Source organism: Pelomonas sp. Root1237, from assembly GCF_001425055.1.
Taxonomy (GTDB): domain Bacteria; phylum Pseudomonadota; class Gammaproteobacteria; order Burkholderiales; family Burkholderiaceae_C; genus Pelomonas.
The window spans coordinates 556,807-570,363 of the sequence record NZ_LMDK01000017.1 but is presented as its reverse complement, the minus strand read 5'-3'; the positions used below and the strand labels follow the sequence as shown (position 1 = coordinate 570,363).

The window sequence follows — 13,557 nt, the reverse complement described above, 5'->3', positions numbered from 1 at the left end:
TCAGTCCTCGCCCGACTCGGGCAGGTGAATCAGGCCGGTGTGGAAGTCGTACTCGAAGACCTCGCCATAGCGCGCCCACTCGATGGCCACGCGCAGCACGCGCTCGGCCTCGGCGGCGTCCATGCTGTCCATCAGCAGCTTCAGGAAGGGCTCCTCCTTCAGCTCGCCGTGGGCTTCCTGCTCCAGGCTGGCGCGGATGAAGGTGGCCAGTGGCACATGCGCCAGCAGCTGCTGGCCGAAGATCTCGCGGCGGAACTCGTGGCCGCCTTCGACATAGCGCTGGCCCAGCGGCGTGACGATGAGGTCGCCGCCACTGAGCTGGGCCAGGCCCAGGCGGTGCAGCGCGTCGGCCAGCGGCAGCATGGCCTCGTCGGTGAGTTCGCTCTCCTCGGCCAGCTGGGGCAGGTCGGCGCGGCCATTGAAGCGTTCGTCGGCCAGCAGCTCCAGCAGGCTCTCCATGCGGCCGACGTCGGCTTCGGGCAGGCGGTCGCTGAGATGCGGCTTGGGCGCCTCCTCGACGGTGCCGGCCACGTGAGTGGCGCTCGTCATCAGCCGGTAGACCTCGTCGATGAGCAGGCGCACTTCGGGGCTGTCGGCGCGGCGCGGGCGCGGCAGCGTGATAGGCAGCTCGGCGCGCACGCGGCCCGGGTTGCTGGCGAAGATCAGCACGCGGTCGGCCATCATGACGGCCTCCTCGATGTTGTGCGACACGACGAGCATGGCCTGCGTGGGCATCTGGCCGCCGTCCCAGAGGTCGAGGATCTCGTTGCGCAGGCGCTCGCCGGTCAGCACGTCTAGGGCCGAGAAGGCCTCGTCCATCAGCAGCACGGCCGGCTGCATGACCAGGGCCCGCGCCATGCCCACGCGCTGGCGCATGCCGCCTGACAGCTCGCGCGGCAGGGCGCCCTCAAAGCCGGCCAGGCCGATCAGCTCGATGGCTTCGTTCGCGCGGCGCTCACGTTCCGCCGCTGGCACGCCGGCCGCCTCCAGCCCGAGCTCGACGTTCTGCCGAACGGTGAGCCAAGGGAACAGCGCAAAGCTCTGGAACACCATCGCGATGCCGGCCGCCGGCCCGAACAGTGGCTGGCCGCCGTAGCGCACGTCGCCAGCGTCCGCGGGGATCAGCCCGGCCATGATGCGCAGCAGCGTGCTCTTGCCCGAGCCGCTCTGGCCCAGTAGCGCGACGATCTCGCCCTTGTCGAGGCGAAAGTCCACGCCCTCCAGCACCGAGCGCAGGCTGCCGTCGTTGGACTTGAAGCCCTTGGCGACGCCCTTCAGTTCGATCAACGTCGTCATCAGAAATGCATCCTTTCCTCGGCGATACGGTAGAGACGCCGCCAGACCCAGTGGTTCATCGCCATGACGAAGACGCACATGACGCCGATGCCTAAAGCGATGCGCGGGAAGTCGCCCGCCGTCGTCATCTGCTGGATGTAGCTGCCCAGGCCTTGGGCCTGCAGGTGGGTGTCGCCCCAGCTCACGTACTCGGCCACGATGCTGGCGTTCCAGGAGCCGCCGCTGGCCGTGATGGCGCCGGTGACGAAGCTCGGGAAGATGGCCGGCAGCAGATAGCGCCGCCAGGCCAGCCAGCCCTTGAGCCCCAGGTTCTTGGCGGCCAGGCGCAACTCGGTCGGGATGGTCGACGCGCCGGCCACGACGTTGAAAAGCAGATACCACTGCGTGCCCAGGATGATGAGGGGCGACAGCCAGAGGTCGGGGTCGAGCCTGTACTTGACGATGACGAGGACGGCGACCGGGAAGACCAGATTGGACGGGAAGGCCGCGAGGAACTGCGCCACCGCCTGCACGCGGCCGGCGATGCGCGGGTTCAGGCCTATCCACACGCCAATGGGCACCCAGATCAGCGACGCCACGGCGATCAGCGCGAGCACGCGCGCCAGCGTGTACAGGCCCAGCTTGAACACATGCGCCGCCTCGCCCCAGCCCACCTCGGTGTGGATGAAGCTGACCAGACGCCAGACGGCGAACAGCACCAGGGCGGCCAGCAGCGCATCCCAGGCGCGGGCCCACAGCGGGTTGGGATCTTCAGGCCGCGCGCGGATGGAGCGGCCGTCGTAGCTCTTCTTCAGCGGCGCGAAACTGGCCGTGATCCAGCGCCCCGGCCATTGCCCCAGGCGCTGCAGCAGCTGGGTGCGGCGCAGCCAGGTCAGCAGCCAGGACTGGGGCGCCTGCTCGCTGCTGCCTTCCTCGAAGCGGAAGCGGTCGGCCCAGGCCAAGAGCGGGCGGAAGAACAGCTGGTCGTACAGCAGGATGCCGACCAGCATGCCGACGATGGCCCAGCCGATGGCGCCGAGGTCGCGCGCCTCGATGGCCACGGCGATGTAGGAGCCCACGCCGGGCAGCTTGATATCCTGGCCGGCCACCGAGATGGCTTCCGACGCGACGACGAAGAACCAGCCGCCGCTCATGCTCATCATCATGTTCCACAGCAGGTTGGGCATGGCAAAGGGCAGCTCCAGCCGCCAGAAGCGCTGCCAGCCCGACAGCTGGAAGATGCGCGCCGCCTCCTGCAGCTCGCCCGGCACCGTGCGCAGCGACTGGTAGAGGCTGAAGGCCATGTTCCAGGCCTGGCTCGTGAAGATGGCGAACAGGGCCGCCAGCTCCACGCCCAGCAGGTTGCCCGGGAACAGCGCGATGAAGGGCGCGACGGCAATCGCCTGGAAGCCCAGGATGGGGATGGACTGCAGGATGTCCAGCAGCGGCACCAGCACCTTCTCTGCCGCACGCACCTTGGCCGCCAGCACCGCGAACACGCAGGCGAACACCACCGAGGCGGCCAGCGCCAGGAACATGCGCAGCGTCGTGCGCAGCAGGTAATAGGGCAGGTAGGCGACGTCCAGGCTCAGCGGCAGGGGCACGCCGAGGTGGAAGGATCGGGCCATCGCCGCCGCGGCCATCGCGAGCAGCACCAGCACCGCCAGGACGAGGGGCAGCAGCGCCCAATCCCAGCGATTGAACGCGGCCTCGACGGCGGGGCGGGGGAAGAAGCGACGGTCGGACATGGTGGCGGGCGAACAGGACCGCGCAGCCTAGTCCGGGCACGTAAGGCGGGTGTGAAGCGCGCCGCCCCGGAGCTTGCGCCCAGCTTGCAGCGCTGCGCCGAAGAACTACGACTGGTTGCAGCTCTGGCGGCTTGAATCAGCCTTGTCGCCTAACGGCACAACTCGTCTCCCCGGCTTGCGACTTGACGATGTATCCGGCGCCTTCTCCTACAGGGATCTTTTGCCTGCGGCCTAAGGTTGTTGACGCGGCGGCGCAATGGGGTGCCGCCCAGGCTCACAGTGAAGGAACAGCCATGTCCAACCAGCAACGCCAATCCGGTAAGCAGCAGCCCGAAAGCGGTCAGAACATCCAGCAGGGTGGTCAGAGCCGTGACCAGAGCCCTGGCCAGCAAAGCCAGGCCGGTGGCGGCAGCCAGACGCCCCAGCAAGGGGGTGGCTCTGCCGGTCGCGACCAGCAAAGCAAGCCCAGCAACCAGCAGGGTTCCAAGAACCGCTGACTGCGCAAGGGGCTGAGGGCGCGGCGCCGTGAGGTGCCACCGGCGCCTTAGCCCGTCGACCGACCAGGCCCTCTGCCGCGCAGGGGGCCTGCCTTATTCGAAGAGGTGGCCGAGGTCATGGTGGCCCATGGACTCGGCCTTGGTGCGCAGGTATTTCTCGTTGTCGGGGCCCGGCTCCGTCAACGAGGCTTCGCGTTCGACGACGTCGATGCCGAACTCGGCCAGGGCGGCCATCTTCAGCGGGTTGTTGGTCAGCAGCCGGATGCGCTGCACGCCCAGCGACCGCAGCATGCAGGCGGCGGCGTCGTAGCGGCGCGAGTCGATGGGCAGGCCCAGTTGGGCATTGGCCTGGATGGTGTCGGCGCCGGCATCCTGCTCGGCGTAGGCGCGCAGCTTCTGCACCAGGCCGATGCCGCGCCCCTCGTGGCCGCGCATGTAGACGATGGCACCGCGCCCCAGGTCGGCGATGCGCTTCATGGCGCTTTGCAGTTGTGGCCGGCAGTCGCAGCGCAGCGAGCCGAAGACTTCGCCGGTCATGCATTCGGAGTGCACGCGCACCAGCGGCGGCTCGTCACCGGTCAGCTCACCCAGGCTCAGCACGACATGCTCCTGGCCGCTGTCGTCCTCACGGAAGCCGTGAATGACGAACTCGCCATAGGGCGTTGGCAGGCGGGTGGAGACGATGCGTTCGATCTTCATGGTGTGGGGCTTCAAGGGGGCATTCTCGCCGCCCCGGGGAAAACCCCGTGTCGCGCAGGTTAGGCTGCCGCTTTTCAGGAGACACGCATGGCCCAGACCGTCCAGTTCAAGCGCCCCGATGGCGCCCCTGTGTCCGGCTATCTCGCCGAGGCCGCCCAGCCCTTGGGCGCCGTGGTGGTCATCCAGGAATGGTGGGGCCTGAACGACCAGATCCGTGGCGTGGCCGATCGCTTTGCGCTGGCCGGCTTCACGGCGCTGGTGCCCGACCTCTACCGCGGCAAGAGCACCGTCGAGGCCGAGGAAGCCGGCCATCTGATGACGGACCTGAACTTTGGCGACGCCGCCTCGCAGGACGTGCGCGGCGCGGTGCACTACCTCAAGGACCTGAAGCTGGGCAGCGGCAAGGTCGGCGTGACCGGCTATTGCATGGGCGGCGCGCTGACCGTGCTGGCCGCGACGATGGTGCCCGAGGCCGACGCCGCCGTGATCTGGTACGGCATGCCGCCGCTGGAATATGTAGACGCCAGCAAGATCAAGATGCCGCTGCAGGCCCACTGGGCCACGCAGGATGAATCCTTCCCGATTGCCGGCGTGGACAGCCTGGAAGCGAAGTTCGCCGAGGTCGGTGTGCGCTACGAAGGCCACCGCTATCTGGCCCACCATGCCTTTGCCAACGAGACGGCGCAGGGGCCAGGGCGCATTGCCAAGACGCAGTACGACGCGGTGTGGGCGCAGCAGGCGTGGGACCGGGCGATGCGGTTCTTTGGCAAGCACCTGGGCTGAGCGTCGCGCGCCCAGCTCGCGAGACCCACGTCAGTCCGCGCGATCCGGCTTGACGGCCTGGCAGCGCGTGACCAGCTCACGGGCGCGGCCGTCATAGGCTTCGCGGGCCGCCGGGGATTGCAGGACCTGGCGGGTGAACAGGGCTTGCCCGGCCGGCGAGGCGGCAAAGGCTTCGATGGCCTTGACTTCGGCTGCCGAAATGGCGGGCAGCGGCTCGGGGGCCTTTTCGCCCAGGGCGGTGTAGATGCCCAGCAAGCCGTGCCTGGCGTATTTGTGTCCCGGGACCGAACTGAAAAACCGGTCGGCCGCCGCAACTTCGCTGGCACTCAGCGACATCGTGACCACCCGTTCGGTCGTCTCGTAGAACTCGCTGGGCTGCAGGGCCTGGATGCAGGCGTTCTGCGCGGCGGGCAGGCCGCCCTTGGCCTCACGCTGCTTGGCGGCCAGTTGCACGCCCAGCAGCGCCGACTGGGCGGTGATCTGCGCGGTCGTTGACACGGCCTCGGCGGCGAAGCTGGCCAGCAGGCAGGCCGTCAGCGTGAGGGTGCGATGCATCATGGGGTGGGTCGACTTGAAAACGCGCATTTTGCGGCGCTGGCCACGCTCGCCGCCCGCCTTGGCGCTCAGTCGCTGCGCCGCACCTGCAGCCGCGGCTCGTCCGGCCAGGTGTCGGCGTCCAGGGCCAGTTCATCGGGCCGCAGGCCATCGGCGCGCAGCACGCCCAGGTAGCCGTCGCGGCCTTGCGCCTTGGCGGCATAGAGGGCGGCATCGGCCAGGCTCAGCGTGGCGTCCCAATCCCAGGCCCGAGGCGCTTCGGGGTCGAGAGGGAAGACGGCGAAGCCGATGGACACGGTGACCGGCAGCGTGCGGCCGTCGGCCAGCGTGAAGGCCTGCTCGCGCACGACGGCGTTGAAGCGTGCCGCCAGCTCGGTGGCGCCGCTGCGTGCGCCGCCGCGGGCCAGGGCCAGGAATTCCTCGCCGCCCCAACGCACCAGCACGTCGCTCTCGCGGAAGACCATGCGCAGCCGGCGGGCGAACTCAACCAGCACCTGGTCGCCCGCGGTGTGGCCGTGGCGGTCGTTGATGCGCTTGAAGTGATCGAGGTCCATCAGCATGACGAGCAGGTCGGCTTCGTCGTCGCGGTGGCGGTCGGGGTTGCTGTGGCGCGGCTCGGTGTAGTGGCGCAGGCAGAGCTGCAGGTCCGAGGTGACCCGCGAGTCCAGGTAGCGGCGGTTGCGCAGGCCGGTCAGCGGGTCGGTGGTGCTGGCCTCGCGCAACTCCGTGGTGCGCTGCTCCACCAGGGCTTGCAGCGCCGTTTCGCGTCGGCGCAGCTGTGCGGTGCGCCTCGCCACACCCCAGCGCAACAGCAGCCAGGCCAAGCCCAGTAAAGAAAGCGCGGCGGCCGCCTGGGCCCAGCGCGTCTGCCACCAGGCCGGCAGCAGCTCGATGTCGAGCAGCAGCGGGCGGTCGCCCCACACGCCGTGATGGTTGGTGGCGTACACCTCCAGCCGATAGCGGCCCGGCGGCAGGCCGCCATAGCTCGCGAAGCGGGCACTGGCGTCGGTGAACGTCCATTCGGCGTCCCAGCCCGCCAGGCGCATCATGTAGCGCAGCTTGGCCGGGTCGATGTAGTCCAGTGCGGCGAACTCGACGGCCACACTGCGGGTACCGGCCGGCAGCTTCAAGCCTTGCTTCAGGTCCTGGTCCGGCTGGAAGAGCTGGCCGTCGCGGCGCAGGCTGCTGACGACCACCGGCGGCGCATAGCGCGAAGGCATGAAGGCCAGCGGCTCGATGACGAGCAGGCCGCGGCTGCCGCAGAAGAGCAGGCGGCCGTCGGGCAGGGCGGCGTCGGCGAAGAAGCGCGGCGTGCCCATCGGCGGGCCCTCGGCGCCGGAGAGTTCGTCCAGGCGGTTGGCGTTCGGGTCGTAGACGGATTGCTGGCTCCATACCCGGCCCTTGGCGTCCTCGTGCAGGTTGACGCCGAAGGGCCGGCCCGGCGCCCCCATGCGCTCGCTGATGCGTTCGAAGCGCGCGCGGCCCTGTTCGTCGTAGCCCTTGAGCCGGTGCAGGCCGCTGACGGCGGTGTCCACGTAAAGGCTGCCGTCGCGGGTGTGCAGCAGACCGAGCACGGCAGGAAAGCCCAGCGCCTCGCCGGGCGCGCCCTGCACCTCGGCCAGGCGCTGGCCGTCCCAGCGGAACAGGCCGGCCAGCGCGCCGACCCAGAGTTGGCCGTTGCGGGCCTCCACGCGCAGCGCATGCACGCCGCCGCGCAGCGGCTCGCCATCTGCGCGGCGCACGCGCTCGATGCGGGCCTGGGGCGAAGGCAGGCGGTAGAGCCCGTCCTGCATGCCCACCCAGACTTCACCACTCGGTAATACCAGCACGCGATGCGCGCGGCCGCCCTCCAGCGCCCAGCTGGCGAGCAGTCGGGCGCTGCGCGGTTCGCGGCGCTCCAGGCGGCCGTTGGCCACCAGCCAGACGCTGCCATCCGGCCCCTCGGCGAGGTTGTCCACCGGCGTGTCGGCCTCACGCGGCCAGCCGCCGACGGTGCGCAGCTGCGCGTCCAGCAGGGCCACCGGGCCGCTGTGCGTGGCCACCATCAGCAGGCCGTCACGGCGGGGCAGCAGGCCGCGCAGGTCGCTGCTGGCCAGGGGGCTGCGGGGGTCGGCGTCGGGGCCGCGCACGGCCAGTGCCGGGTGCTGCTGGTGGCGCTGCAAGCCCACGCCGTAGCCGCCCACCCACATGGTGCCGGTCTGGTCGCGCAGCAGCACGTTGACGTCATTGCCGGCCAGGCCGCCGGGCAGATGGGGGTTGTGGCGCAACTGGCGCAGCAGCGCGCCGCTGTCGCCGTCCAGCCAGGCGATGCCGTCGTTCAGGCCGGCCCAGACCGTGCCGTCGGCGCTCTGCGCCAGCGCCTGCACGCCCCCCTTGAAGCGCGCCGCCAGCCAGCGCGGCTGGCCGTTCGCCTCGATGCGGCCGACGCGGCCGTCCACGCTGCCGAACCAGAGCCGGCCCGCGCGGTCCTCCAGCAAGGTGCTGATGCCGATGATGGCGTTGTCGGGCAAGGCCAGCGCCGCCCAGCCGCCCTGCAGGTCGCGCCGGGCTAGGCCCCGCCAGTGGCCGGCCCACAGCGCGCCGTCGCGGCCCACGGCCAGCGCCAGCACGCGGCGCTCGGTTGCGCCGTCGACGCGCAGCGGCTCGATCTCGAAGCGCGCGGTTTTCGGCTCAAAGCGCAGCAGGCCCTGACCCAGTGTGCCGACCCAGACCCGGCCGGCGTCGTCCTCCGCCAGCGCGCGGATGGGCGTGGCGCGCTCGCTGCCGCTGCCCAGCATGCGCACGCGGTCGAACGCAGGTTCGTAGCGCGCCAGGCCGTTGACCTCGGTGCCTATCCACATGCCGCCGTCTGCGGCGGGGGCCAGCGAGCGCACCCAGCCCAGGTTGCGCTGCACCGGCGTGGCGCCTTCGCGTTCGATGGGGCGCAGGCGGTAGCCGTCGTAGCGCGCCAGACCGTCGCTGGTGCCGATCCAGATCAGGCCTTGTTTGTCTTGCGCCAGGCTGCCGACCACGTCGCGCGGCACCGGGACGTTGGCAAACTGGGGCTCCAGCGCGCTCAATGGAGGCTGGGCTGTGGCCACTCCTCCGGTCAACGCGGTCAGCAGGCAAAGCGCCAGCGTCAGTGTGCGGTGGAACGTTGGCGGCATGGTTTTCATTGTCCAAGCTGCGTCGGCGTCTCCCGCGCCCGATTTACCCGGCCTTCGAACGGCAGCGCGGTCGTCGACTCGAGGACATCGTCTGCCGGCTGGTGCAGTGCATCATGGGAACGCGTTCGCGCAACTGGTCCGGCAACTGTCTCTTCGACGGTGCGACTGCTGGGCGCGCGTCACGAGTGGCAACCTATGCGTTCGACACCAAATTCGAGATCTTCACAAGGCCACATGACGATGGAAGCGATCACGATCACTGACGAGTACCTCACCGAGCTTCGCGAGCGCTTCGAAAAATGGGCCGATTTCCTGAACATGGGTTTCGGCCTCGTCGCGTTCACCTTCGCGCTGGCCTGCCTCGGAACCAAGACGCCAGTTGTCAACGCCTGGTTCAGCATCGCGGTGCTGTCTTTCGTTCGATACAAGGGGAGTCACCTTTTCCCAGCCGAGATTCTTCGGCTGCGCAAACTCGCCAAGGTCGATGAGAAAGCCAGGGTGTTGTTGAAAGGCCTGGAGAGTGAGTTTCTCAGTGTGAAGACGGCAGTTACCACGTATCCAATCTTCCTTATCGGCTACGTGCTCCTGGGCGCCATAGCGTTTAGCCCTGTGCTTTCCAAAGTCATCCCTGGCTTGGGCACCTACGTCGGCATCTGACCTTTTGACAGGACTTTCCGGTTGGAGGCCCGAGAAGGCGCCGGATGGCCACCTGCAAAGGCAAGCACTTCAGAACGCCAGCGCATTCGTCGCCTTCACCTCCTCCATCACCGCATACGTCCGCGTCTCCCTTACCCCCGGCAGCGTCCAGATCACGCTGCCAATGAACTCCCGATACGCGCCCATATCCCGCACCCGCGTCTTGAGCAGATAGTCGAAGCCGCCGGCCACCAGGTGGCATTCCAGGATCTCGGCGCGGGCCTGGACGGCGGCCTTGAAGTTGTCCATCACGTCCATCACCGTGCGGTCCAGGTGCACCTCGATGAAGACCAGCATGGCCGCGCCGAGCTTGGCCGGGTTCAGCCGCGCCTCGTAGCCGAGGATGTAGCCGTCGCGGGTCAGGCGCTTGACGCGCTCCAGCACGGCGGTGGGCGACAGGTGTACGGCTTCAGCCAGCTTGAGGTTGGAAATACGCCCATCGGCCTGCAGCACGCGCAAGATGCGGGCGTCGATCTTGTCGAGTTTGGTTTCGTCGTCCATCTGGATTTTTGTCGGCCGTTCCTGTAATCCTTGGAATTTAATCCAAGTGAAGCGTCGATAGAGTGCGAAACCTCACCAGGAGCTCTGCCATGCCCACGCCCTTCGTCGCCCCGACCGAACAGCCCCGCCTGCCCGATCCCTACCGGGCCGAGCACGGCGTCGTGCAGGCCCTGGCCGAGCGTGTTGGCGGTGCGCTGGACTGGCCTGGCGTCATCGCCATGGCCGCGCCCTGGGTGGAGCAGGTGCGCAAGAACCCGGCGCCTTTCTGGGCCATGGAATCGCTGCTGCGCGAATACCCCATCACCAGCGCCGAAGGCCTGGCCCTGATGCGCCTGGCCGAGGCGCTGCTGCGGGTGCCCGACGCGCCCACGGCCATTGCGCTGACGGCCGACCAGCTCGGCCGCGCCGACTTCGACGGCGCCAGTGAAGGCAGCCCGCACAAGATGCTGGCCGCGCTGTCGGCCTCGGCCATCTCGATGTCCAAGCGCTTCCTGCCGGGCGCGGATGACGACGGCGGCCTGTTCAAGCGCCTGGGCGCGCAGACCGTGGTGGCCGCCACCGTACGGGCCATCCAGCTCTTGGGCCGGCAGTTCGTGCTCGGCCGCAACATCAATGAGGCGATGGGCGAGGCGGATTCGGCGCGCAAGCAGCAAAAGCAGCTGCGCTTCAGCTACGACATGCTCGGCGAAGGCGCCCGCACCGAGGCCGATGCATTGCGCTATCAGGCGGCCTATGTCGGCGCCATCAAGGCCATCGCCGCCGGCCAGCGCGCGGCGTCGCCGGAGGCGTCGGACGGCATCTCCATCAAGCTCAGCGCCCTGTTCAGCCGCTACGAGGTGCTGCAGCGCGAGCGCGTCTTCGCCGAGCTGCTGCCGCGTGTGTGGGCGCTCATCGAGCTGGCCGCCGAGGCCAACATCAACCTGACCATCGACGCCGAGGAGGTCGACCGCCTGGAGCTGTCGCTGGATGTGCTGGACACGCTGGCCGCGCGTATCGCCACCCACTACCCGCACTGGCGCGGCTTCGGCCTGGCGGTGCAGGCCTATCAGTCGCGGGCGCTGGCGGTCGTCGATGAAGTGGCGGCCATCGCGCGCAAGCATGGCCTGCGCTTCATGGTGCGCCTGGTCAAGGGTGCCTACTGGGATGGCGAGATCAAGCGCGCCCAGGAGCTGGGCCTGACCCACTACCCGGTGTTCACGCACAAGCAGCACACCGACGTCAGCTACCTGGCCTGCGCCCGCGCGCTGATCCAGCATGCCGACGTCATCTACCCGCAGTTCGCCAGCCACAACGCCGGCACCATCGCGGCCATCGTGCAGATGGCCCGCGCCACCGGCGCGCCGTTCGAGATGCAGCGCCTGCACGGCATGGGCGAGGGCGTCTACCGCGAGGTGCTGAAGGACGGCAGCATCCCCTGCCGCGTCTATGCGCCGGTCGGCGAGCATCGCGACCTGCTGGCCTATCTCGTGCGCCGCCTGCTGGAAAACGGCGCCAACTCGTCCTTCGTGCACCAGTTGGCCGACCCCAGCGTGCAGGTGCCCGAGCTGCTCGGCTCGCCGCTGGCCGAGGTGCGTGCGACGAGCGCGCTGCCGTTGCCGCCGGCCCTCTACCTGGACAGCGAAGGCCGCGGCCGCGCCAACTCCACAGGCGCCGACCTGACCGCGCCGGCCCAGCGCGTGGCCCTGCAGGTCGCGCTGGAGACGACGCCTGTGCGTGCCGTTCCCGAGGCTTCCGCCGCCGAGGTCGATTCCGCAATGAACCGCCTGCACGCCGGCTTCCCCGCCTGGAACGCCACGCCCGTCGCCCAGCGCGCCACCATCCTGCGCCGCGCCGCCGACGACCTCGACGCCCGCCTGGCCGAGTTCTGCGCCCTGCTTGTCAAGGAAGCCTTCAAGACCCAGGCCGACTGCGTCGCCGAGGTGCGCGAGGCCGTGGACTTCCTGCGTTATTACGCCGACCAGGCCGAAGCCGAGCCGGCATTGATGCAGGGCCGCGGCGTCTTCGTCTGCATCAGCCCGTGGAACTTCCCGCTTGCCATCTTTGCCGGCCAGGTCGTCGCCGCGTTGGTTGCCGGCAATGCGGTGGCCGCCAAGCCCGCCGAGCAGACGCCTTATGTCGCGCTGAAGATGGTTGAGTTGCTGCACGCCGCCGGCGTGCCGGCCGGTGCGCTGGCGCTGCTGCATGGCCCCGGCGAGACCGTCGGCGCCGGTCTGGTCGCCCATGCGCACACGGCCGGCGTCTGCTTCACCGGCTCCACCGTCGTCGCGCAGATCATCAACAAGGCGCTCGCCGCCAAGCCCAACTCGCCGATCCCGCTGATCGCCGAGACCGGCGGTCTCAATGCCATGGTCGTCGACTCGACGGCACTGCCCGAACAGGTCATCGACGCCGTCGTGCAATCGGCCTTCCGCTCCGCCGGCCAGCGCTGCTCGGCGCTGCGCCTGCTGTGCGTGCAGTCCAGCATTGCCGAGGGTGTCATCGAGATGCTCAAGGGTGCGTTGTCGCAGCTGCATGTCGGCCAGCCTGCGCACCTGGCCACCGACGTCGGTCCCGTCATCGACGACGAGGCCCATGCCAACATCAGCAAGCATGTCGAGCGCCTCAAGCGCGACGCCAAGCTGCTGGCCGAGGCGCCGGTGGCCGAGGCCATGCCGCGCCAGATCCGCCCCGTCGCCTTCGAGCTGCCGCGCGTGTCGCACCTCGGCGAAGAGATCTTCGGCCCGGTGCTGCACGTGGTGCGCTTCGACGACTCGGTCGACGACGTCATCAAGGAGATCAACGCGCTGGGCTATGGCCTGACGCTGGGCATCCAGACGCGCATCGACAGCCGCGCCCAGCGCCTGGCCGACGAGGCGCGCATCGGCAACGTCTATGTCAACCGCAACATCATCGGCGCGGTGGTGGGCGTGCAGCCTTTTGGCGGCGAAGGCCTGTCCGGCACCGGCCCCAAGGCTGGCGGCCCCGACTACCTGCGCCGCTTCTGCGCCGAGCCGCAACTCGACGCGCCGCTGCCGACGCTGGCGATGGACGGCCGCAGCGAGGCCTTGGCCGTTGCCGCCGACGCCGGTTGGCGCGACACGCCGCTGCTTGAGCGCATCGCCACGCTGCGTCGCGCTGCCGACACGTTGGACGCGCCGACCGCTCTCGCCTTGCGTGGCCTGTTCGTCGCGGCGCAGGCGCAGTTCGCCGACCTCGTGCTGCCCGGCCCGACCGGCGAGAGCAACACGCTGCGCCACCACGCCCGGGGCGTCTTCGCCGTGCTCGGCCGTGACGAAGCGGGCCTGGCCGCGGTCGTCAGCGCCCTGCTGGCCGGCAACAGCGCCATCTGGCTGGGCGGCGACGAACGCGCCCGCCAGGCCCTTCTGCGCGCCGGCCTGCCGGTCAACGCGCTGACGCTACTGCCCGACGCGACGCTGCCGGGGCTGCTCGCCGCGCCGCAGCTCGCTGGCGTCGCGCTGGCATCGTCCGACTCCGCGGCCGCCCATGTGCTCGCGCAAGCCCTGGCCACGCGGGCTGGGGCCATCTTGCCGCTGGTCACTGGCGCCGGCCATGTGCGCCAGCTCTACCGCTTCGCGGCCGAGCAGACGCTGACGGTCAACACGGCGGCAGCTGGGGGCAATGCGGCCCTGCTGGCAGGGGTGCGCTGAGGGCGCTTGA

General features: G+C 69.5%; 10 protein-coding genes. 4 read left to right on the top strand and 6 right to left on the bottom strand.

Annotated elements, in window-relative coordinates; translation table 11 throughout:
• Window positions 1-1,299, bottom strand: coding sequence for a nitrate/sulfonate/bicarbonate ABC transporter ATP-binding protein (locus tag ASC91_RS20585; protein WP_056201365.1), 1,299 nt, complete (start codon window positions 1,297-1,299; stop codon window positions 1-3).
• Window positions 1,296-3,023 carry an ABC transporter permease subunit gene (locus tag ASC91_RS20580; protein WP_056201095.1) on the bottom strand — a complete coding sequence of 576 codons (1,728 nt, stop codon included), beginning with the start codon at window positions 3,021-3,023 and terminating at the stop codon, window positions 1,296-1,298. Before ASC91_RS20580 ends, ASC91_RS20585 begins: the two co-directional genes overlap by 4 nt.
• 293 nt (window positions 3,024-3,316) lie before the next feature.
• Between ASC91_RS20580 and ASC91_RS20575 the strand changes: the two genes are divergently transcribed.
• Window positions 3,317-3,520, top strand: coding sequence for a hypothetical protein (locus ASC91_RS20575; RefSeq protein WP_056201093.1), 204 nt, complete (start codon window positions 3,317-3,319; stop codon window positions 3,518-3,520).
• Window positions 3,521-3,613: 93 nt separating this feature from the next.
• Here ASC91_RS20575 and ribA read toward each other — a convergent pair whose 3' ends face one another.
• Window positions 3,614-4,219: a GTP cyclohydrolase II gene (gene ribA, locus ASC91_RS20570; protein ID WP_056201090.1), complete on the bottom strand. Its 606-nt coding sequence runs from the start codon at window positions 4,217-4,219 to the stop codon at window positions 3,614-3,616.
• A gap of 87 nt (window positions 4,220-4,306) precedes the next feature.
• On the opposite strand from ribA, the gene ASC91_RS20565 reads away from it, so the two are divergent.
• Entirely contained in the window at window positions 4,307-5,002 is a 696-nt protein-coding gene (locus ASC91_RS20565; RefSeq protein ID WP_056201086.1) for a dienelactone hydrolase family protein, read from the top strand.
• Window positions 5,003-5,032: 30 nt separating this feature from the next.
• Here ASC91_RS20565 and ASC91_RS20560 read toward each other — a convergent pair whose 3' ends face one another.
• A complete protein-coding gene (locus ASC91_RS20560; protein WP_056201083.1) occupies window positions 5,033-5,560 on the bottom strand; it encodes a hypothetical protein in 528 nt (175 codons plus the stop codon).
• 65 nt (window positions 5,561-5,625) lie between these two features.
• Window positions 5,626-8,703, bottom strand: a complete 3,078-nt coding sequence (locus ASC91_RS20555) for a ligand-binding sensor domain-containing diguanylate cyclase (RefSeq protein WP_162247830.1) — start codon at window positions 8,701-8,703, stop codon at window positions 5,626-5,628.
• Window positions 8,704-8,943: 240 nt separating this feature from the next.
• Between ASC91_RS20555 and ASC91_RS20550 the strand changes: the two genes are divergently transcribed.
• A complete protein-coding gene (locus ASC91_RS20550) occupies window positions 8,944-9,360 on the top strand; it encodes a hypothetical protein (protein WP_157281882.1) in 417 nt (138 codons plus the stop codon).
• 69 nt (window positions 9,361-9,429) lie between these two features.
• Here ASC91_RS20550 and ASC91_RS20545 read toward each other — a convergent pair whose 3' ends face one another.
• Window positions 9,430-9,900, bottom strand: a complete 471-nt coding sequence (locus tag ASC91_RS20545; RefSeq protein WP_056201075.1) for an Lrp/AsnC ligand binding domain-containing protein — start codon at window positions 9,898-9,900, stop codon at window positions 9,430-9,432.
• A gap of 89 nt (window positions 9,901-9,989) precedes the next feature.
• Between ASC91_RS20545 and ASC91_RS20540 the strand changes: the two genes are divergently transcribed.
• Window positions 9,990-13,547 carry an L-glutamate gamma-semialdehyde dehydrogenase gene (locus ASC91_RS20540; protein WP_082532854.1) on the top strand — a complete coding sequence of 1,186 codons (3,558 nt, stop codon included), beginning with the start codon at window positions 9,990-9,992 and terminating at the stop codon, window positions 13,545-13,547.
• Window positions 13,548-13,557: the final 10 nt, after the last annotated feature.